The 19,609-nt window shown below is 52.8% G+C and carries 19 protein-coding genes and 4 pseudogenes; 12 read left to right on the plus strand and 11 right to left on the minus strand.

Features of this window, described 5'->3' with window-relative positions; all coding sequences use genetic code 11:
• A complete protein-coding gene (gene sctV, locus IAE48_RS19115) occupies positions 1-2,124 on the minus strand; it encodes a type III secretion system export apparatus subunit SctV (protein WP_200135293.1) in 2,124 nt (707 codons plus the stop codon).
• Positions 2,125-2,134: 10 nt separating this feature from the next.
• Positions 2,135-3,277 (minus strand): type III secretion system gatekeeper subunit SctW, encoded by a 1,143-nt coding sequence (gene sctW, locus IAE48_RS19120; RefSeq protein ID WP_200135294.1) that lies wholly within the window; start codon positions 3,275-3,277, stop codon positions 2,135-2,137.
• A gap of 278 nt (positions 3,278-3,555) precedes the next feature.
• Here sctW and IAE48_RS19125 point away from each other — a divergent pair, with 278 nt between their 5' ends.
• From IAE48_RS19125 to IAE48_RS19135, 3 genes are all read left to right on the plus strand, one after another.
• On the plus strand, positions 3,556-4,101 hold the full coding sequence (locus tag IAE48_RS19125) for an RNA polymerase sigma factor (protein WP_042713537.1): 546 nt from the start codon (positions 3,556-3,558) through the stop codon (positions 4,099-4,101).
• 123 nt (positions 4,102-4,224) lie between these two features.
• Entirely contained in the window at positions 4,225-5,703 is a 1,479-nt protein-coding gene (locus tag IAE48_RS19130) for a PAS domain S-box protein (RefSeq protein ID WP_232045438.1), read from the plus strand.
• Positions 5,700-6,341, plus strand: a complete 642-nt coding sequence (locus IAE48_RS19135; RefSeq protein ID WP_076769950.1) for a response regulator transcription factor — start codon at positions 5,700-5,702, stop codon at positions 6,339-6,341. The genes IAE48_RS19130 and IAE48_RS19135 overlap by 4 nt, the downstream gene beginning before the upstream one ends.
• Positions 6,342-6,521: 180 nt before the next feature.
• Here IAE48_RS19135 and IAE48_RS19140 read toward each other — a convergent pair whose 3' ends face one another.
• Positions 6,522-7,730 carry a hypothetical protein gene (locus tag IAE48_RS19140; protein ID WP_232045439.1) on the minus strand — a complete coding sequence of 403 codons (1,209 nt, stop codon included), beginning with the start codon at positions 7,728-7,730 and terminating at the stop codon, positions 6,522-6,524.
• A 158-nt stretch (positions 7,731-7,888) separates the two neighbouring features.
• Between IAE48_RS19140 and IAE48_RS24375 the strand changes: the two are divergent.
• The 7 genes and pseudogenes from IAE48_RS24375 to IAE48_RS19175 all read left to right on the plus strand — a co-directional run.
• A pseudogene (locus tag IAE48_RS24375) lies at positions 7,889-8,169 on the plus strand (RHS repeat-associated core domain-containing protein); the annotation flags it as partial.
• A complete protein-coding gene (locus tag IAE48_RS24155; RefSeq protein WP_309228092.1) occupies positions 8,149-8,421 on the plus strand; it encodes an HNH/ENDO VII family nuclease in 273 nt (90 codons plus the stop codon). The pseudogene IAE48_RS24375 and the gene IAE48_RS24155, both read left to right, overlap by 21 nt.
• Before the next feature lie 133 nt (positions 8,422-8,554).
• On the plus strand, positions 8,555-9,025 hold the full coding sequence (locus IAE48_RS19155) for an SMI1/KNR4 family protein (protein WP_200135295.1): 471 nt from the start codon (positions 8,555-8,557) through the stop codon (positions 9,023-9,025).
• A 133-nt stretch (positions 9,026-9,158) separates the two neighbouring features.
• Positions 9,159-9,632 (plus strand): hypothetical protein, encoded by a 474-nt coding sequence (locus IAE48_RS19160; RefSeq protein ID WP_200135296.1) that lies wholly within the window; start codon positions 9,159-9,161, stop codon positions 9,630-9,632.
• A gap of 16 nt (positions 9,633-9,648) precedes the next feature.
• Positions 9,649-9,923, plus strand: a pseudogene (locus tag IAE48_RS19165) (Rhs-family protein); the annotation flags it as partial.
• Positions 9,924-10,006: 83 nt separating this feature from the next.
• The gene (locus tag IAE48_RS19170) at positions 10,007-10,282 is read left to right on the plus strand and encodes a hypothetical protein (protein WP_200135297.1); all 276 of its coding nucleotides are present in this window, start codon (positions 10,007-10,009) and stop codon (positions 10,280-10,282) included.
• An 82-nt stretch (positions 10,283-10,364) separates the two neighbouring features.
• Positions 10,365-10,907 (plus strand): HEAT repeat domain-containing protein, encoded by a 543-nt coding sequence (locus IAE48_RS19175; protein WP_200135298.1) that lies wholly within the window; start codon positions 10,365-10,367, stop codon positions 10,905-10,907.
• Positions 10,908-10,918: 11 nt separating this feature from the next.
• On the opposite strand, the pseudogene IAE48_RS24380 reads toward IAE48_RS19175, so the two are convergent.
• The 4 genes and pseudogenes from IAE48_RS24380 to pth form a co-directional block, all read right to left on the minus strand.
• Positions 10,919-11,065: pseudogene (locus tag IAE48_RS24380) on the minus strand (hypothetical protein); the annotation flags it as partial.
• A 141-nt stretch (positions 11,066-11,206) separates the two neighbouring features.
• Positions 11,207-11,624 (minus strand): annotated as a pseudogene (locus IAE48_RS24160) (tyrosine-type recombinase/integrase); the annotation flags it as partial.
• Positions 11,625-11,746: 122 nt separating this feature from the next.
• Complete coding sequence (ychF, locus tag IAE48_RS19185) at positions 11,747-12,838, minus strand: redox-regulated ATPase YchF (RefSeq protein WP_200135299.1); 1,092 nt, start codon at positions 12,836-12,838, stop codon at positions 11,747-11,749.
• Between the two features lie 125 nt (positions 12,839-12,963).
• Positions 12,964-13,548 carry an aminoacyl-tRNA hydrolase gene (pth, locus tag IAE48_RS19190; RefSeq protein WP_023478596.1) on the minus strand — a complete coding sequence of 195 codons (585 nt, stop codon included), beginning with the start codon at positions 13,546-13,548 and terminating at the stop codon, positions 12,964-12,966.
• Positions 13,549-13,819: 271 nt separating this feature from the next.
• On the opposite strand from pth, the gene ychH reads away from it, so the two are divergent.
• Positions 13,820-14,095 carry a stress-induced protein YchH gene (gene ychH / locus IAE48_RS19195; protein ID WP_042711688.1) on the plus strand — a complete coding sequence of 92 codons (276 nt, stop codon included), beginning with the start codon at positions 13,820-13,822 and terminating at the stop codon, positions 14,093-14,095.
• A 115-nt stretch (positions 14,096-14,210) separates the two neighbouring features.
• The gene (locus tag IAE48_RS19200) at positions 14,211-15,266 is read left to right on the plus strand and encodes a MerR family transcriptional regulator (protein ID WP_200135300.1); all 1,056 of its coding nucleotides are present in this window, start codon (positions 14,211-14,213) and stop codon (positions 15,264-15,266) included.
• Here the strand turns inward: IAE48_RS19200 and dauA are convergent.
• From dauA to lolB, 4 genes are all read right to left on the minus strand, one after another.
• Complete coding sequence (dauA, locus tag IAE48_RS19205; protein ID WP_200135316.1) at positions 15,252-16,904, minus strand: C4-dicarboxylic acid transporter DauA; 1,653 nt, start codon at positions 16,902-16,904, stop codon at positions 15,252-15,254. The genes IAE48_RS19200 and dauA overlap by 15 nt on opposite strands.
• 132 nt (positions 16,905-17,036) lie before the next feature.
• Positions 17,037-17,984: a ribose-phosphate diphosphokinase gene (gene prs / locus IAE48_RS19210; protein WP_007371855.1), complete on the minus strand. Its 948-nt coding sequence runs from the start codon at positions 17,982-17,984 to the stop codon at positions 17,037-17,039.
• A gap of 123 nt (positions 17,985-18,107) precedes the next feature.
• The gene (gene ispE / locus IAE48_RS19215; RefSeq protein ID WP_200135301.1) at positions 18,108-18,974 is read right to left on the minus strand and encodes a 4-(cytidine 5'-diphospho)-2-C-methyl-D-erythritol kinase; all 867 of its coding nucleotides are present in this window, start codon (positions 18,972-18,974) and stop codon (positions 18,108-18,110) included.
• The gene (gene lolB / locus IAE48_RS19220; protein WP_023478783.1) at positions 18,971-19,594 is read right to left on the minus strand and encodes a lipoprotein insertase outer membrane protein LolB; all 624 of its coding nucleotides are present in this window, start codon (positions 19,592-19,594) and stop codon (positions 18,971-18,973) included. Before lolB ends, ispE begins: the two co-directional genes overlap by 4 nt.
• Positions 19,595-19,609: the final 15 nt, after the last annotated feature.

Here is a 19,609-nt window from a genome sequence, read left to right on the forward strand (position 1 = left end):
TCAACTCTCCCACGTGGTAAGCGAGTAAGCGGCCGGATCAAGCTCTATACGCCCCAGCACATTTACTGCGAGATTAGGTTGTAGCTCTGCAAACGAGAGCACCGGCACATAGTGAAACTCTTCCTGGATAAGCCCGCGCATTGGGCTGCGCAGATCCTGTGCCACCAGCAGCACGGCGCTTTCCGGCGTGTCGACCGGGAAGGCGTTAGCGACGACCGAGAGAATGGCGGTGATCTGCTCATGGGTGAGGGCAAAGAAGAGGTCGTTTTGCGTCTGGCGCAGCGAGTCGCGTAACTGCTCTTCCAGCTCCGGTGTCAGCAGCCAGACATGCAGACCGTCCGGGCGGGCATACTGGTAACAGAGATGATTTTTTAGTGAGATGCGCACCTGGTCAGTCAGCAAACAGATGTCGCGCTCATGCTGCCCATGCTCAATCAGCGCTTCGGCAATGGCCCGCACCGAACGCAGCGGAATACGCTCGGAAACCAGTTTTTGCAGGACGCTGGAGAAGCGAGAAATGGGCATCACGCGCTGTAACTCCTGCGACAGCTCCGGCTGCTCCGCTTCCAGCCAGCTGACCAGCGCGCGGGTCTCCTGTAGCCCGATAAAGTGCGGGCTGCTGGCGTGGATCGCGTTCTCCATGCGCTTGACCAGCATTTCCCGCGCCGTCCAGCGCTCGACCTCTTCGTTTTGCAGCAGCGGATGATCTGCCGCCAGCCAGATAAGATCGCCCTCCTGACGCCGCTCATCGCCCTCAACCACGCTCTCCCTGTCGGCTGATGGGATCTCATCCAGCCAGCGGCGTTTCACGGCCCGGTGGGTCACGTTAAATGTGCCGATCACTTTCGGGATCTCATACACCGAGAAGCGAAACTCATCCTCCGTCTGCTGGTCGAGAAATTCGATATCGAAGGCGGGCAGGGTAAAGCCGAAGTGGTAAACGATGCGGTTACGCAGGCGGCGAATATCCTGCACCAGCTCCAGCATCTCCGGATGGCCGCGCCATGATGAGGGGAAATTGATCAGGTAAGGGCGCGTAGGGTTGAACTGGCGCAAATCCTCCTTGCCGTTCAGCTCCGGCGGGATGACCTCATTCTCCATTTGTGGCTGCGCCAGGCGCAGGGTCTTCCTGACGCGCCAGATCTGAAAACTGCCGCTAATCATCGTCAGCGCCGCCAGCAGCAGAAAAATTGCCGTTGGCATACCGGGCAGCAGGGCAAAACCCACCATCCCCATTGAGGAGAGCAGCCAGGCTTTCGGCTGGCTGGTTAACTGCTCGGCAATCTCGCGGCCAATATTGTTATCGACCGTCTGTTCATTGTCTGATGAGACGCGGGTGATCAGCATCCCGGCGGTGAGCGAGATCAGCAGCGCCGGGATCTGCGCAATCAGCCCGTCACCGATGGTCAAAATCGAGTAGATATGCATCGCTTCACCGGCAGGCATACCCAGTTGCAGCACGCCAATACTGATGCCGCCAATCAGGTTGATCACCACAATCACCAGCCCGGCGATGGCGTCGCCTTTGACAAACTTCATTGCGCCATCCATCGCCCCGAACAACTGGCTCTCTTTTGCCAGCTCATTACGGCGATTTTTGGCCTGCACCACATCAATCAAACCGGCGCGCAGATCGCTGTCGATGGACATCTGCTTACCGGGCATCGCATCAAGGGTAAAGCGCGCCGCCACTTCGGCTACCCTTTCGGAACCTTTGGTAATCACCAGGAAGTTCACCACGGTGAGGATCAGGAACATCACCATCCCGACCGCAAGGTTGCCGCCCACCACGAAGTTACCGAACGCCGCCACCACATGGCCCGCGTCCTGCTGAATCAAGATCTGCCGGGTGGTGGAGATGGAGAGCGCCAGGCGAAACATGGTGGTCAGCAGCAGCACGGCGGGAAAGGTGGAGAACGCCAGCGGTTTCGGCAGATACATCGCCAGCACCACCAGCAGAGAGGAGAGGCAGATATTTAACGCAATCAGCGCATCAATTAATGGCAGCGGTAAGGGAATGATCAGCATAAACACCAGCGCCATGGCAAAAGCGGCCCCAACCACTTCGGAGCGTTGCATGGCGCTGATGGCGATTCGATTTAAGATCTGAAACAGGGTATTCATCTTGGGTGCCTCACGACGCGGCGTTCCGGTTGCGGCGCTGCTGTTGCTGTTCAGTTTTAGTGACGTCCGTAATCATGCCGCGCAGCAATTTCAACGCGTTGTTACGGTTCTCCTGGGCGGGCCACAGCGAGGCAGGCACGCCGTGCAGCAGCGGGAAAAGCGAACTAAAAAAGAGCGGCAGATGCTGCTTGCTCTGGCCGACAATCTCCTCCGCCAGACCGGTGAAATCACTCTGGTAGGCGCCGTTGTGGCTGATTTGTAGCATCCGGCGCGCCAGCGTCAGGCTGTTCATGGCAACCGCGGGCAGTTTGCTGCGCATGCGCTGCAAAAAGGTATTGCTGTCGCTCAGGGTCTGGCTTATCCCGGCGGCATCGCGCAGCCCGCGGTGAATTCGGCCGAGGGTGATCACGCTAATCGAGGGGGCAAGGGCGGCGATATCATCCGCCAGCGCGCGCTGCAGGGTACGCAGCGTCGGTAACAGATGGCGTGAGCCGATAAGCTCCAGCAGCATATCCAGCATCATGGGGGCGGACTGCTGGTGGACGATGCCGTCGTAATAGAGGTTGCGCAGGGACTGTTTACGCTGCGGGTCGCTGGTATACCCGGCGATGGCTGACGCGGTGTTGTTGCCTGCGCGGATGGTCTGGCCGTGGGTCTGCTCAAGCTTATCTAGCTGCGCTGCGGCCCGTCCGACCAGTTCTCCGTCGCCTTCCTCCGCTGCCCGCTCGCCGAGCATCCGCAGCAGCAGGGCGGTGCGCGCCGGATCGCCGCCGGTCTTCTCCAGCAGCGTGTCGCTATCCGGCGGCGGGTTCTGACGCAGGGCGTTACGCAGCCACTCCATCTGCTCAAGGGCGTGTTGTTCATCGCCGCCATCGAGCAGGCAGAAGAGTTCATTCAGCTCGCCAACTTTGCTGAGCGCATGCTTGCCACGCAGCTGGTTACGTAACGCATTACGGCGCTCCTGCGCCTTTTGCTTACGCTCCATCTTTTCACTGAACGCCGCGCCAATCTCTTCCATCGCGTCATTTAATGACTCTGCCCGCACGCGGACATTATCCGGCACGTTGGTTTTGCCTGCCGCTTGTGGCGTGTTTTTATGCAGGGCTTTTAGCGAGTGCGCCAGCGCCGGTATTGCATGTTGTATCTTGAGCATCGCCAGCCATCCTCAGTGGTCATTACCCTCTTTCTGTGTCAAAGCGCGCCTGTCGGTTCCCTGAAAAGCAGCAAAAAAAAATGAGAATAATTTCATTGGGTAACCAATGCAATTTTTTGCATAACGCAGCGGTCTGGGGAGGTAAAAACTGGCTCGGAAAACTCTGTATTAGAAATTAATTTCTTTTATAAACAGATGGTTATTTCTTGAAAGGCGGGTGGCATATCTCTTGCTAAGTAGCAGCGCACTCATTTGCTACCTATCAGAGAGACAAGAAAATGATCAATTCAACGCTCGTGTCCACTGTCGTAGAGTCACCGTTCGCGATGAACGTGAACTGGGATGAGATCTTCGTTACGCATAATAAGAAGCTCTTAAACTTCATTCGTAAACGTATCGCCAGCCAGGAGGATGCTGATGACATCTTGCAAATGACCTGCCTGGAAGTGTTGTGTAACCGGCATAAGTTCCGTGGCGCGTCGCGCCCGGAGACCTGGGTGTTTGGTATTGCCGTTAATTTGATCCGTAACTACTACAAATCGAAACAGAGCCACTATCTGTTCGACAGGCTGGATGATGAAATTACTGCCGATCTGCTGCTGGATGACGATCCCAGCGATTTAACGGAAAACAGGCAGCTCCTTAGTCATACGCTGGCATCCATCGAAATATTATCGAAAGACGTTAAGGTTATGCTCTCAATCCTGGTGGAGGAGGAGGGCAGCTATCAGGATATTGCGCAGCAGTTAGCTATCCCGGTCGGGACCGTGCGCTCGCGGCTTTCACGGGCGCGGGAGACGCTAAAAGGGAGAATTTATGCCTGAATCCTGGTTTGCTGAAAACGGCAAATTAGCTGCTAAGATTATTAGCTCATTAATATTTAGCGGGTTATGACTGTCATGCCGTCGGGACGCTATTCTCTGCGGCATGATATATCCGTGGAGGGAATGATGCTTTTACAGGGTGTAACCGGGCAGGTTGATAATCATGAGGTTAATATCAGCGGCTTATCCAACATTGCCTTAGACAAAATCCATGATGCCATTTATTTGATAGACAGCCAGCTGCGTATCAAATATGTCAACGAAAAAGCCTGCCAGTTGACGGGATATTCCCGCGAGGCATTTTCGCAACTCAGCTTTGATATTATTGATAAAGAACTGCGCGACAGTGATGTGTTTGCCCTGTGGTGGAAACTCAGTACCCGTCCTGAAGGGATAACATTTACGTCGCAGCATACCGGGCGGAATAATGTTTTTCCCGTCGAGGCGAGCTGTAGCGGATATAACCAGGAGGGTGAGCTACATATATTATGTATTGTTCGCGATATGCATGAAATTCGCCGGCAGAAAGAGCAGCAGCTACTGCGGGAAAAACAGCTGCACCGGGTGGTGGAAAATTCTCCCGACCTCATTTTACGGTTTGATTTGCAGACCCGCTGTGTTTACGCCAACCTGGCGGTGCGTAACTGGTTTAACCTGAGCGAAAACGATATCAGCCGCGTGCCGCTGACCGAAAGCGTGCCGCGCGGGGGCGTCGGGCTGAGCCTGTTTAAGCTGGTTTCGCGCACCATGGTGGATGAAAACAGTGCCGAAGATGAGCTGGTGGTAAAGCGCAACGGGGAGAAACGTACCCTGCATGTGCGCTGCGTCCCGGAATATGATCTGCGCGGCGAGATAATGAGCGTGCTGGCGGTGGGGCGAGATATTACCGCTATCCGTAAGACCGAAGAGGAGCTGCGGCAGCTAACGCATAATCTGGAGCGGGCGCGGGAAGCGGAAAAAAAACAGCTGGCGCGTGATATTCATGATGAGCTGGGCCAGCATTTAACCGCGTTGCGTACCGGGTTGTCGCTGCTGGCGATGCGTAAAGATCAGTCTGCCGACGAACAGCAGGCGGAGATCGGGCAGTTGATGGGGCGTCTGGACAGCACCATTCAGGTGGTACGGGATGTCTCAACCCGTCTGCGGCCCAACGTGCTCAATCTCGGGTTGATTCCGGCACTGGAGTGGTTGCGCGATCAGTTTATAAAAAACAACGGTATCCGCTGCATTTTGCTGGCGCCCGACGAGCATACCGTGGTGCTGGATGATGCGACGCTGACGGCGGCATTTCGCGTGGTTCAGGAGTCCCTTACCAATGTCGCCCGCCATGCCAGCGCCAGCAATGTCTATATCTTTGTCAAACTCCAGCCGGATGCGCTGCTTATCGAAGTTGTCGATAACGGCAAAGGCTTTCATCTGCAACGTGTGAAGAGAGGAACCTGCGGGCTGCACGGGATCGAGGAGCGCGGACGCATGCTAAACGGCGAGGCGACCATCAATAGCACACCCGGTAAAGGAACACGGGTTAAACTGAAGTTCCCTCTCTCTGTGAGCGTTAAATCAGCACCATCCTGTTCGAAAACCAGGAGGATAGATCGATGAGTGAACGCATACGTCTGATGATTGCCGACGATCATGCCATCATGCGCGAGGGCCTGAAGCAAATTTTTGCACTCGATGACACTATCGAAGTGGTATGTGAAGCGCCGGATAGCGGCCAGGTACTGGAGCGCTTGCGCCAGCACGACGTCGATCTGCTGCTGCTGGATATTTCGATGCCGGGCATGAGCGGGGAAGATCTGATCACCCGCCTGATACCGCTCTATCCCCAATTGCGTATTCTGGTATTGAGTATGTTTAACGAACCGCAAATTGCCCGGCGGGTGTTAAATAATGGCGCGCTGGGCTATATCACCAAAGATAAGTCGCCAGAGATTTTACTCAAAGCGATCCGCACCGTGGCGCAGGGATCACGCTATATCGATCACGATCTGGCGCAGGAAATTATCTTTTCCGACTACCAGAGTAATAATCGTGCGCCGCATGAGAGCCTGACGATGCGCGAACGGCAAATAATGATTATGCTGGCCCACGGCGAGTCGATTAATGCGATAGCCGATGCGCTCTCCATCAGTAATAAAACCGTCAGCACCTATAAATCACGCATGATGAAGCGGATGAAATTCACCAATAACGCCCATATCGTCAAATATTCCCTGCGGCATAACCTGGTGCAATAAGATCTTTCGCCAACGCCTGACGGGGGGCAATTATATTGCTACATGCCCGACCTCATTTTTAGCGGTGCAGTAGTGAGATTGAAGATAGGGTATGAAAACAAAAATCCACGCAGTTGCGTGGATTTTATCGTTTTGTGATGCGTATGAGCTTCAGCAAAACCTCATAAGACAACATAATCGTCAAGCGTTATCGTTTTTTAAATTTTCCTTTTTGTCCCGAGATAATTTCTCAAGCGTTAATAATTCCTGGCTTTTGACTTTGCGGCAAAGAGAAACTGCGTCCTGAAGCTTCCCTCGAACTTTGTCATCAAACTCGGTATCAAGCACCTGATATCGGAGGCTGTTTTTGTATGACGCGATGACGTTAACTGGGCAGATGAGCTGTATATCACCAAGAGCATAAATTTTCACTGCCTTCAGCAAATAGTATTTGTCATCAGAGGATCTTTCCTCTTGCCATGTAGGGTCTCTGAAATACTCTGCGGGATAAGAAGCTGTGGGTACACCATATACATGGGGGCGCAGATCCATGATGCCTGATGTATTAAGAAACATTGTCAATATGATAGCAGGTACCATATGAACTAATGTACAGATTACAAACATTATCGCGGCCATAACCCCACTCACCACGCCCATCTGACGTAACAAACTTGTGCGGGTTCTTAGCCTGAGGTAAACAGTACCAGGAATCAGTGAAAAGATAATCAGAAATATGGATAAGACGATAACAGTCACCGCCTGTCTGACCTGGCCTGTACCTTCCGGAAATTCGAGAGTTCTGAGAAAGAGCTCCAGAGGGAAAACATACAGGCATGCAGTCACCGCACACAGGGCAGGTTGCAGGATATGCGCGAAAATGACTGTGCCTGCTTTTTTCCTGTTACGCTCGCCGGCAATTTTCCTGCGAGTCATCCCGAGATTGAACCATAAAGAAAGTAAAATGCTGATCAGCCAGATAATACCCATCTGAACGTAATTGTTCTGTGTGACATCCTTTCCTGTGTAAAGCGAAAGAAAAATATAGCCGTAAAATATCAGCACGGAAAATAACGAAGTGAGCAGTATAATTCTGATATTGTTCTCGGTTTGTTCTTCCGCCAGACTACTGTCGACCTGATTATATGAAAAAAAAAGCCCAGTCAGCATCGAAGGCAGAAAGAACACCACACAAAAGAGGATTAAACTGATACAGGCAAAGACCATCAGATAACTGAATAATGAAGAAAAAGAGAGGCTCTCAAAAAAAAGGCCTGGCTGCCCTATCCGCGCTAAATGCGCCCATATGAAAAGTGCCGCAATAAACGTTGAGACTAACGCCGGGGTAAGGAATGATAAAAGCCAGATCCGCAGTTTTCGCAGTGTCTTTTTATAGTCTTCATTGTCCATGTTTTTACTCCTGATTATTTTTTTGAACTCACCTGACGTCCGGTTTCCTGAAGTCAGAGCGAACAGCCACACCTAGTTCTACCAGATGTAGCGAGCAGGTCTTTCTCTGCTGTCAGACCCGCATATATCTGCATGTGTTACAGAAACAATGTTATTCCATAACGGACGCTGACGACCAGACCGTTCGGCGCGGGCAGTTCAGCATAAGGGGCAAAACGGAGCTCGAACTCAGCGTACCATAGTGGTAGGTGCCGCAGAACCTGTGTTTCCGTGGCAGTATCTCGACCGCGAAAGCGGGCTGCACTACAACCTGTTCCGCTACTACGACCCGGTGACCGGGCGTTATACGCAGGTGGATCCGATTGGGTTAGCGGGCGGGCTGAATATCTACAGCTATGTGGGTGATCCGCTGGTGTGGGTGGATCCGTTGGGGTTAAGTTGCTGGAAACCAAAAAAGGTAGAAGGAAGAAAAGTTTACCAGAGGGATAATTTATTTGATCCTAATTACGTTGATGCTGATGGTTTGACTAATATTCAGAGGATGCATGCTGGAAACGCGCCTATAGGCCATGATGGTTTAGAATTGAACTTACACCATCTCGCCCAAGACGAACTCGGGGCTATGGTTGAAATATTAAGCAGTCATCGCAGCAAGAATGACACCGTGTTGCATATGTATTCTAACCAGTGAGATAAAACTTGGGTTGGTCCTGGTGGTATCCTTCGAACCTATAGTAGTGCACCGCCTTCTATGAATAAACGGCCATTTAATCGCTGGAAGAAAAAATATTGGAAAGCTGAGCGCTGGACTTTTAGGAGACTAAATGATTGATATTTATAAAGAACTTGATGATTTAATTAGTGCAAGTGGTGAGGAGGCGCAAGGAAGTGGTCCCGCCCCTGAGGATGTAATTGAGCTTTATGAGAAAGAGCTTAAGGTTAAATTCCCTCCCACATATAAGTTTTTTTTAGAGAAATATGGGACGCTTTCATTTAATGGAGAGTCATTTTATGGCATCTCAAAGTTAGGCTTGGCCGCACAATCTGCACCTGATGTCAGGTATACAACACTTAAGGCCAGAGAACTTGGCGATATTGATAACAATATGATTTTGATAAAATCCTCTGGTTATGGCCCACTATTTTCTATTGACGTATCTGTTCAAAGTGGTGGCGAGGCAGCAGTAGTGGAAACAGACTTATCATTCAAGAGAGATGGCAGTAAAAAAATCGTGGCTAAGACTCTTGCAGATTTTTTGGTTTGTGAAACTAAAAAGTCTTTGGAAGATTTATAATATCTTTGAAGAGCTTACATGCGCACCGTGTTAACCAGGCTTTAAGGTATAGTATCCAGAGCAGGATTCAGTATGACGCTCTCGGTGGCATGAGTGTCCCAGGAATTCCAGGTATAATAAATTAGATGAACTTATGAATATAAACCAGGCATCGATCGAAAAGTTATTAAGAATCAACTGGCTTTCAAACGCAGGAAAAGATAGCTCTATTCCTGACACTATACGCGTTAAAGATATAAATGCTTTTCAAATTAATCTGGAAAGTGAAGAGTGGGAAAATGTTACTTTAGAAGCCCGAAATAATATCACAGGTCGGTTGGCGAAAAAACATGTCAATGCTTTTCTTGAATGGAACAAGCTCGCAGATGCTGCTGCTATTATCATTGAAAGTAAAATTGTTCCACAAATCCCTCCTATAGGAGGGAATCAAAAGGCTTTGCTTAGTAATATAAAGTGGGATTTATTAAATTATCTATTAGAGGATGCTTATAGTCCCTTTTTAAATAATTCACTTTTTTTTATGAATCTTATTTCTATTTATGAGCAAGGTCATATGCCCTGTGGCTGGGCCGGTCAGTGGCCCCAGGGCGAGCTAATAATTTACTAGCCCTACTGGCGGAATGCGCCGCGAACTGCTTTTCGAGCGCCGCTACCGCTGGGACCGCACCGATTAGAGAGTCCAGCAGATACACACCGACGCGACGCCCACCATGCCGGGCGAGAAGTACAGCCAGTACCTGTGGTCTACGACGCGGCGAGGCAGGTGACAAAGGCCGTCGAACCGCAGAAAAAAGAGCGCCTCTTCTGGGACCCGGCAGGCAACCGTACCGAAGAACACCGTAACCCGGTGTGGCACAACCTGCTGCTGCGCCTGGGCGGGCTGAAACTTGATCGGGATTAATACCTACAGCTATGTGGGTGGATCCGTTGGGGTTAGTTGCATGTTATAAGCCACCGCATGAGAATGTTTTTTACAGGACCATGTCAAAAGAAGATTTTGCTGTTTTACAAAAAACAGGACGTATCCCTGCTACAACCGAAACAACAATATCTCCAACCCGTGAATTTTCAGAAGACTATGACGGGATATTGGTACAATTCAATCTAAAACTAGGTACGCGAGCACAGTTAGAAGGTATTGGCATTAGAGATAATTCTGATCTGGCTGCTGTAACCCATCCTGATATACCAAGCCCAGTAAAATCAAAAGGTTGGGGGTTGAAAATGCTTGATTTAAAGGCGATGATGACCAGATAAATATTGGTCCTGGAAGGGAAGGGGGCGCTGCTTTAAAAATCTTTAACGATGGTATCGATTCTTTTAATGTGTTGAGGCAATAATGAATTCAGAGCAAAAGAACTTAGTGCTTTCCGTGGTTAATAATAAGCCACTTAGAACTGGAAAAATAACAGATGAAGAATTTCTAAAGCTTTTTCCATGTGCTCACGGAAATGTTGAGGGTTTTATAGATGACATTTTAAAAAATGCGCACTCTTCTACAGACCTGAAAGAAGTTGAATGCGCTTTATATATTGGCTTTCATTTTGGATTTACAAGCAAGCATGAAGATATCTTGATACATCTTTTGGGTGATGATTTTCATTATAAACATGATGATGTTGTGCGGGCTTTAGTTGAAATAAAGGCTAAAAGCGATGATGCAGTAAATGCCCTATATAACTGTGCTTTATCTGAATATGATTATTTGGCTGATGACAGAGAGGACGATAATTACATGTTGACATGGAACTGTATATACGCTTTAGCGAAAATAGGTTCTAAATACGCTGTTGAGAAATTAAAAGCATTGTCAAGAAATCCCATTCCTGAAATAAATAGTAAAGCAGTACAGGTTGGAAAGTCTTACGGTGTTTTAGATTAGAAAATAAATTTTTATTTAAGCCGGTTTCCGGCTTGAATTTTATAAGGCCGTTCTTGAGGGAGAAGCGAAATTGCTAAATGTATGTCCCCAGTATCTATGCATCCTTTTATCTTTTTGACAAGGCTGGTTACATCTGAAATGTTGGCAATCCATTTTTTGCAATATTCGGGTGTCGCGCAGCATCAGCTTTGAAAATGAGGCAGCGCGAGGTGAAGGCGGGCTTAACAACGTCCGCTCCTGGCACAAAGTGGCTCTTGAAGAATGAGTTCTATCTTGTGGTTCACTAAGTGCATTAAGTTCTAATTGGATCCTGCTACCCATTTGTCCAACATATCCTCCCATTCCCGAATCATCACTTTACGCTCATTAAGATAGGTTGCATGGTTGTATGTGCGACGAATATTATTGGTATCAGTGTGCGCAAGTTTGGCCTCAATAGTATCAGGTCGATAGCCCCTCTCGTCTAAACGGGTACTTTCTGTGGTTCGGCTTGCATGAGGGCTATAAGTACCACTCCAGCCCATGCTTTTCAGTAGCTGACGAAGAGAGTGCGATGTCATTGGACCTGGTGGATTATCCCTTCCCGAAAAAAGGTGCTGCCGATGCCTGGTTAATCCTTGTAATGTTTTGAGCATGTTAAGGGCCTGGGAGGGGAATAATATTTTCCCTACCAGCTTTCATGCGCGTTGCTGGGATGGTCCACAGTCCGTTATCAAGATGATGATCTCTCTGATAGGGAGCATACCGATAAAAACAAAAATCCACGCAGTTGCGTGGATTTTATCGTTTTTGCGAGGCTTATGAGATTCAGCGAAACCCCATAAGACAACACATCATATTTAGACGTTAAACAGGAAGTTCATCACATCGCCATCTTTAACGATGTACTCTTTCCCTTCTGAACGCATCTTGCCGGCTTCTTTCGCGCCTTGCTCGCCTTTATAAGCGATGAAATCTTCATAGGCGATGGTCTGGGCGCGGATAAAGCCTTTCTCGAAGTCGGTGTGGATCTTACCGGCCGCCTGCGGAGCGGTTGCGCCGACAGGGATGGTCCATGCGCGTACCTCTTTCACGCCAGCGGTGAAGTAGGTTTGCAGATTCAGCAGTTCATAACCGGCGCGGATGACGCGGTTCAGGCCCGGCTCTTCCAGACCCAGCTCAGCCATAAACTCTTCACGGTCAGCATCTTCCAGCTCGGCGATGTCAGACTCAACGGCGGCGCAAACGGCAACCACCACGGAACCCTCTTTCGCGGCGATGTCGCGCACGGTGTCGAGGTACGGGTTGTTCTCGAAGCCATCTTCATTGACGTTGGCAATGTACATGGTCGGTTTCAGGGTCAGGAAGCTCAGGTAGCGAATAGCCGCTTTCTCTTCAGCAGAGAGATCCAGCGAGCGCAGCATACCGGCGTTTTCCAGCTGCGGCAGGCATTTTTCCAGTGCAGACAGCTCAGCTTTCGCATCTTTGTCGCCGCCTTTGGCTTTCTTCTGCACGCGATGGATTGCGCGTTCGCAGGTATCCAGATCCGCCAGCGCCAGCTCGGTATTGATAACGTCAATATCATCAGCCGGATCGACCTTGTTGTTAACGTGAATGATGTTGTCATTCTCGAAGCAGCGCACCACGTGGCCGATGGCTTCGGTTTCGCGGATGTTGGTCAGGAACTGGTTGCCCAGGCCTTCACCTTTGGACGCGCCTTTTACCAGACCGGCGATATCAACGAACTCCATGGTGGTCGGCAGGACGCGCTGCGGTTTAACAATTTCCGCCAGCTTATCGAGACGCGGATCGGGCATCGGTACGACACCGGTGTTCGGCTCAATGGTACAGAAGGGGAAGTTTGCCGCTTCGATACCCGCTTTGGTGAGCGCGTTGAACAGGGTGGATTTACCTACGTTAGGCAGACCAACGATACCGCATTTGAATCCCATGATGTAATTACCTTAATCTCTTGATAATCAACCCGTTATTAAAAACGGATTGTCGAAAAGTGAAAAACTGCGCCTAGTATACACATAACCAATGTTATGCGCGGCAAAAAAGGCGCTGGGCGCGCTTACTGCGCTTTAAAAGCGTGCAGGCGATTGGTGGCTTTGGTCAGCCCCTCTTTCAGCCACACTTCGGTACAACGCGCCGCTTCGTCTACCGCATCGTCGATTAGCGTCTGTTCTGACACCGGCGGTTTACCCAGCACAAAACCGACAACCTTGTTTTTATCGCCCGGATGGCCAATTCCGATGCGTAAGCGGTGAAAATTGGGGTTATTGCCCAGTTTGCTGATGATATCTTTCAGGCCGTTATGCCCACCGTGACCGCCGCCAAGCTTAAACTTTGCCACCCCTGGCGGCAGATCGAGTTCATCGTGCGCCACGAGGATCTCGTCGGGATTGATACGGTAAAAGGTCGCCATCGCCGCCACGGCTTTACCGCTCAGGTTCATAAATGTCGTGGGCACCAGCAGGCGCACATCTTCGCCCGCCAGCTGAATGCGCGAGGTGAAACCAAAGAACTTCGGCTCGTCGCGTAACGGCGCGCGGGCGCGCTCCGCCAGTAAATCCACATACCATGCGCCAGCGTTATGGCGTGTCGCGGCATACTCCGCGCCGGGGTTTGCCAGCCCGACAATCAGTTTAATCGTCACTTTCTCTTCCTGACCAGGTCAATGTCCGGCGCGTAGTTTACGTCGAGAGGCGCGCGATGACAAAATTCTCACATCCGATGAGCCGTGAAGGGGAATGATTACTCACCTCAACCATTCGAATTTCAACGAGTTCATGGGGTTATGTGTAAATTTATGTTAGGCGGATATGTGTAATTGTGATCCTGCCCGCAACCGCTAAAAAGTGCGCTGTCTATACTTTGCACACAAGGATTGGGGATATCCCATCCAACCCACTGTTCGGAGGTGACACATGAAACGTAGAAACGCGTCGTTACTCGGCAATGCGCTCATGGGGTTGGGGTTAATTGTGATGGTTGTGGGCGTCGGGTATTCGGTTCTCAACCAGCTTCCGCAGATTAACCTGCCACAGTTTTTCGCCCACGGCGCGGTGCTCAGCATCTTCCTTGGCGCGGTGCTCTGGCTGGCAGGCGCACGCGTCAGCGGCCATGAAGAGGTGTGCGACAAATACTGGTGGGTGCGTCACTATGACAAACGCTGCCGTCGCGACCGGCAAAACCACGGCTAACCAGCACTGATTTCGATAACGGCTCCTGCGGGAGCCGTTTTTTTTGGTCTTTTGCTTGACCCTCACGTAACGTGAGGCGCGAAAGTGGCGTCTGTGGAGCACGAAAGGAGCAGTTATGTTAATTCAGGTAGGTGAGCTGGCGCGGCGCGCGGGCATTAGCGTTCGCACCCTTCATCATTATGAGCATATTGGCCTGCTGCTGCCTTCTGCCCGAAGCGCCGCCGGTTACCGGCTCTATAACCTCGCTGATGTGAAGCGCCTGCAGATGATTCAGGCGCTGGCAAAATCGGGGATGGAACTGGCGGCAATTGGCGACTACCTGGCGCGGGAAACGCGCCCGCTGGCTGAACTGTTAAATGACCAGATTACCCGGCTCGACAGGCAGGTGCGCGATATCGTGACACTGCGCGATCGCCTTGTCGATCTCCGGGATGGTCTTGCCTGCGGCGCGGAGCCCGACCTCGAGTCCTGGCTACAGACACTGGAGTTGATGAAAATGTACGATCGTTGGTTTACGCCGCAAGAGTTAGACGAATTACCATTTGCCGCCCGGGATGAAGCGCGTGACCGCGTCTGGGCGACGCTGGTTAGCGAAGCGCAAACACTGATGGACAATAACGTGGCAGCGGATGATGCGCAGGCGATGGATCTGGCGACCCGCTGGATGACGCGTCTTGAGCAGGATACGGCCAACAAGCCGGAGTTTTTAACGCGGCTTAATGAGATGCACAGCGCCGAACCGCAGATGCGCGAACAGACCGGCATTACGCCCGCGATGACGGAGTACATCACCCGCTGTTTCGCCGAGAGCAAGCTGGCTATCTGGCAGCGCTACTTAACGCCGCAGGAGATGGCTTTTACCCGCGCGCACTACTTTGACCGCATGATGGAGTGGCCTGCGCTGGTGGCAAAACTGCACGATGCCAGCCGCCGCGAACTTGATCTACACAGCGAAGAGGCGCAGGCGCTGGCGGCAAACTGGCTGGAGCTTTTTCAGTCCTACGCCGGGCGCGATCCACAGACGCAGCAGAAGTTTCGCACGGCGATGGAGCAGGAGCCGCATCTGATGAAGGGCACCTGGATGACGCCCGCGGTGCTGCAGTGGCTCCGGCGGGCAATTGAAGTGATGATGCGCACCCGTTACGGCGCGCCGGGATCAGAGATCGGCTAACGCCGCGTCGCGGTTCGGGAAGAAGGCCAGCCTGCCGGGGATGGGTTGAATACCGGCGCGGGCAAAGGTGCGCAGCGGCTGGAACTCCAGGTTGCTGACACGAAGCTCCACGCCCTCCGGCAGGCGGCTGACAAAACGGCGGAAGGCATCGAGCCCACCGGCGTCCAGCACCGGCACCGCGTCCCACTTCAGCACCACGATGCGTTTTCCGGCGATACGCGTCTCCAGATCGCTGAACAGCCCCTCTGCCGCCGCGAAAAAGAGCGGGCCGATCACTCTCAGCACCAGCACATCTTCCGGCACGCTGACATTCACCGCCGCAAGACGCGTCATGCGCGCGATGCGGCGCATAAACAGCAGCGAGGCGAGGACAATGCCGACGCTGATAGCAATCACCATATCGAACAGCACCGTCAGCGACATGCAGATCAGCATCACCACAATGTCATCGGCTGGCGCGCGGCGCAGCAGATCGACCACCTTATGCGCTTCGCTCATATTCCACGCTACCATCAGCAGCAGCGCGGCCATCGCCGAGAGCGGCAGCCAGGAGAGCAGGGGAGCCAGCACCAGCAGCGCCATGATCACCAGCAGGGAGTGGATCACCGCCGAAATGGGTGAGGTGGCACCGGCGCGCACGTTTGCCGCCGAGCGGGCAATCGCCGCAGTAGCCGTAATGCCGCCAAAGAAGGGCGCGACAATATTGCCCATCCCCTGACCAATCAGTTCACTGTTGGCTTTGTGCTTGGTGCCGGTCATGCCGTCGAGCACCACCGCGCAGAGCAGGGACTCAATCGCGCCAAGCATGGCCATGGAAAACGCCGCGGGCAACAGGGCGCGCAGGGAGTCCCAGCTTAAGGTAAAGGTCGAGCCGGGCAGATCCCACGGCAGCACCAGCTGCGGCAGCAGTTGCGGAATACCGTTGCCCTGGCTGCCGTCAGCTAGCAGATAGTGAAACTGCGACCCAATGGTGGCTACATGGCTGCCAAGCAGGTTGACCACCCCCATCACCGCACAACCTGCCAGCAGCGCCGGCAGATGCCCCGGCACGCGCAAACGCAGACGCGGCCAGAGGATCAGCGTGCCGAGCGTCACCACGCCGATGGCGGCATCGCCCGGGTTAATGGTTGGCAGCGCCATCACCAGTGCGCCCACTTTTTGCAGGTAATGCTCCGGCACATGGGCCATTTGCAGACCGAGAAAATCTTTGATCTGCATGGTGCCGATGGTAATGCCGATCCCGGAGGTAAACCCGAGGGTCACTGAGAGCGGGATGTACTCAATCAGGCGACCAAAACGCGCCAGACCGAAGAGGATCAGGAATACCCCGGACATTAGCGTCGCTACCAGCAGGCCACCGAGGCCAAACTGTTGCGAAACCGGGTAGAGGATCACCACAAACGCCGCTGTCGGACCGGAGACGCTGTAACGCGACCCGCCGCTCAGGGCAATCACAATGCCCGCGACGGCAGCGGTGTATAAACCGTATTGCGGCGCGACGCCGCTGCCAATCGCCAGCGCCATCGCCAGCGGAATGGCAATAATGCCCACCGTGACCCCGGCGATCAGATCGCGGGTAAAGCGGGCGGCGGTATATTTTTCTTTCCAGCAGGCATCAATCAGCGCGCGGAAAGGCATGATGTGGGGAGAAAGTAACATTTTCACAGGAGTCACTCTTTTGCGAAGCGTAGTCTAACTAATTAATAAATCATACAAATAAAAAAGAGGGTTAAAAAAACCCGCCGGAGCGGGTTTGATATGAAGCATCGATTAATGTTCGAACATCGCAGAGATCGACTCTTCATTGCTGATACGACGGATAGCTTCGGCCAGCATGCCAGAGAGCGTCAGCGTACGTACGTTCGGCAGCGCTTTAATCTCTTCGCTCAGCGGAATGGTGTCGCAGACCACCACTTCGTCAATCACGGAGTTGCGCAGGTTATTCACCGCATTACCGGAGAAAATCGGGTGCGTGGCGTAAGCGAAGACGCGTTTTGCGCCGCGCTCTTTCAGGGCTTCTGCTGCTTTGCACAGCGTACCGCCGGTGTCGATCATATCGTCAACCAGCACGCAGTCGCGGTTCGCCACGTCGCCGATGATGTGCATCACCTGCGAGACGTTGGCGCGCGGGCGGCGCTTATCGATGATCGCCATGTCGGTATCGTTCAGCAGTTTGGCAATCGCACGTGCGCGAACCACACCGCCGATATCCGGCGAAACCACAATCGGGTTGTCGAGGTTCAGCTGCAGCATATCTTCGAGCAGAATCGGGCTGCCGAACACGTTATCAACCGGTACATCAAAGAAGCCCTGAATCTGTTCAGCATGCAGGTCTACGGTGAGGACGCGGTCAACGCCAACGCTTGAGAGGAAATCGGCAACGACTTTTGCGGTAATCGGTACGCGAGCGGAGCGGACGCGGCGATCCTGACGGGCGTAACCAAAGTAGGGGATAACGGCGGTGATACGGCCTGCGGAAGCACGGCGCAGGGCATCGACCATCACAACCAATTCCATCAGGTTGTCGTTAGTAGGAGCACAAGTGGACTGGATGATGAAAATATCACCACCGCGTACGTTTTCATTGATTTGTACGCTGACTTCGCCGTCGCTAAAGCGACCTACGGCGGCGTCGCCGAGAGAAGTGTACAGGCGGTTGGCAATACGTTGTGCTAGTTCCGGGGTGGCGTTACCAGCAAAAAGCTTCATATCAGGCACGAGAAGAACCTCAGGCATGCGTCCAGTGGTGGATAGGATACGCCAAAATGTGCGGTCAGGGCGAAAAACTATCCATGCGGTGTATTAAAGAGCGCGATGCAACGTCTGGAACAAGTGACGTTGTCACCGTGACTCAGCTTGCCCGGCGATGGTTTGTGCTAGCGGCGAGAGGTTAACGCCTCGCGCGACAAAACCGTTCAGCCATTCCGGGGCTTGCTCAAGCACCTGACGAGCGGAGGATTCGGTGTCAAATTCGGCAAAGACACAGGCTCCTGTGCCAGTCAGGCGCGACGGCGCGTATTCTAACAGCCAGGAAAGCGCCGCATCAACCTCACGAAAACGTTTTCTTGCGATAACCTCGCAATCGTTGCCGAATTCACAATTCAGTAACGTATTGATTGACCTGACGGGCGTATTGCGCGGGAGTTCAGGATCGCCAAAGATAAGCGGCGTCGGAATGCTGACGCCCGGGTGGGCGACCAGGTACCATTTTTCCGGCGGATCGACCGGCGTAAGCAGCTCGCCGACCCCTTCAGCAAACGCCGCATGGCCGCGCACAAACACCGGTACATCGGCACCAAGCGTTAAACCCAGCTGCGCCAGTTCATCGACGCTCAGCCCGCACTGCCAGAGATGGTTAAGCGCCACCAGCACCGTTGCCGCATTCGACGAGCCGCCGCCAAGCCCGCCGCCCATCGGCAGACGTTTTTCAATGGCGATGTCCGCACCACAACCTGGGGTCAGGCGCTCGGTCTCGGCGGCGCGTTTCATCAACAAGCGCGCCGCGCGAACGATCAGGTTCTCCTCATCGGGCACGCCCTCGACCGGCGTCAGCAGGCAGATTTTGCCGTCCCGGCGCGGCTCGATGGTCAACGTGTCGCCATAATCGAGAAACTGAAACAGCGTTTGCAGCGTGTGGTAACCATCCTCACGCTGGCCGGTGATGTATAAAAAGAGATTAAGTTTTGCCGGAGCAGGCCAGGTCATCATTTAACGATCCAGTTATCCATCTTTAACTTGATGCGCTGCTTGCCGTCGCTCAGCTCCATATTGGAAGGCAGGGCTGGCTGGGTTTTGCTGTCATAACCGCCATATACCACTTTCCAGCTCTTGCCGTCCTGGCTGTAGTTAACCTGGCTCAGGCGATACTGGTCGTCGAGTTTGTAATCGGTGGCGTCGCCCGGCAGGCCGAGGATCCACTGGCGCAGGCTGTTAAGCGGAATCGGCATGCCGGTCAGCTTACCAATCATCTCTTCCGCGTCGTCGGCGGTGTAGTGCTTACCTTTATTATCCACCAGCTCAACATTGCCCGGCTGCGCCTTCAGCTCAAGCTCGGTGCTGCCCAGCGGGTTGGTGAGCAGTAAGCGGTAGCGATCCTGGCCGGTTTGCTGCCAGAAGAAGCGGGCATAGACTTTTTGCTCATCAGAGAGATAAGCAAACGCGCCGCGCGTCTGGTACTGGTGTAAATCGCGCACCTGCTGCTGATGCTGACGCCACTGCGGCGCATCAGGGCTTTTTCCCGGCCCTTTCGGCGCGGTCAGGGTACAGGCGGTGAGCACGAGGCTTGCCAGCGGTAGCAGGCGAATGAGGCGGAAATCCGACAGAATCATAACGATGACAAATCC

The organism is Kosakonia sp. S57, assembly GCF_016516575.1.
Taxonomy (GTDB): Bacteria; Pseudomonadota; Gammaproteobacteria; order Enterobacterales; family Enterobacteriaceae; genus Kosakonia; species Kosakonia cowanii.

Bases quoted from the DNA above. Each gene is read 5' to 3' on its own strand.
- IAE48_RS19200 (WP_200135300.1), top strand. From the start codon at position 14,211: ATGTTAATTCAGGTAGGTGAGCTGGCGCGGCGCGCGGGCATTAGCGTT.
- ychF (WP_200135299.1), bottom strand. From the start codon at position 12,838: ATGGGATTCAAATGCGGTATCGTTGGTCTGCCTAACGTAGGTAAATCC.
- IAE48_RS19170 (WP_200135297.1), top strand. From the start codon at position 10,007: ATGTCAAAAGAAGATTTTGCTGTTTTACAAAAAACAGGACGTATCCCT.
- IAE48_RS19160 (WP_200135296.1), top strand. From the start codon at position 9,159: ATGAATATAAACCAGGCATCGATCGAAAAGTTATTAAGAATCAACTGG.
- lolB (WP_023478783.1), bottom strand. From the start codon at position 19,594: ATGATTCTGTCGGATTTCCGCCTCATTCGCCTGCTACCGCTGGCAAGC.
- sctV (WP_200135293.1), bottom strand. From the start codon at position 2,124: ATGAATACCCTGTTTCAGATCTTAAATCGAATCGCCATCAGCGCCATG.
- ychH (WP_042711688.1), top strand. From the start codon at position 13,820: ATGAAACGTAGAAACGCGTCGTTACTCGGCAATGCGCTCATGGGGTTG.
- IAE48_RS19130 (WP_232045438.1), top strand. From the start codon at position 4,225: ATGATGCTTTTACAGGGTGTAACCGGGCAGGTTGATAATCATGAGGTT.
- IAE48_RS19125 (WP_042713537.1), top strand. From the start codon at position 3,556: ATGATCAATTCAACGCTCGTGTCCACTGTCGTAGAGTCACCGTTCGCG.
- dauA (WP_200135316.1), bottom strand. From the start codon at position 16,904: ATGCCTTTCCGCGCGCTGATTGATGCCTGCTGGAAAGAAAAATATACC.
- ispE (WP_200135301.1), bottom strand. From the start codon at position 18,974: ATGATGACCTGGCCTGCTCCGGCAAAACTTAATCTCTTTTTATACATC.
- IAE48_RS19175 (WP_200135298.1), top strand. From the start codon at position 10,365: ATGAATTCAGAGCAAAAGAACTTAGTGCTTTCCGTGGTTAATAATAAG.
- IAE48_RS19155 (WP_200135295.1), top strand. From the start codon at position 8,555: ATGATTGATATTTATAAAGAACTTGATGATTTAATTAGTGCAAGTGGT.
- IAE48_RS19135 (WP_076769950.1), top strand. From the start codon at position 5,700: ATGAGTGAACGCATACGTCTGATGATTGCCGACGATCATGCCATCATG.
- IAE48_RS19140 (WP_232045439.1), bottom strand. From the start codon at position 7,730: ATGGACAATGAAGACTATAAAAAGACACTGCGAAAACTGCGGATCTGG.
- sctW (WP_200135294.1), bottom strand. From the start codon at position 3,277: ATGCTCAAGATACAACATGCAATACCGGCGCTGGCGCACTCGCTAAAA.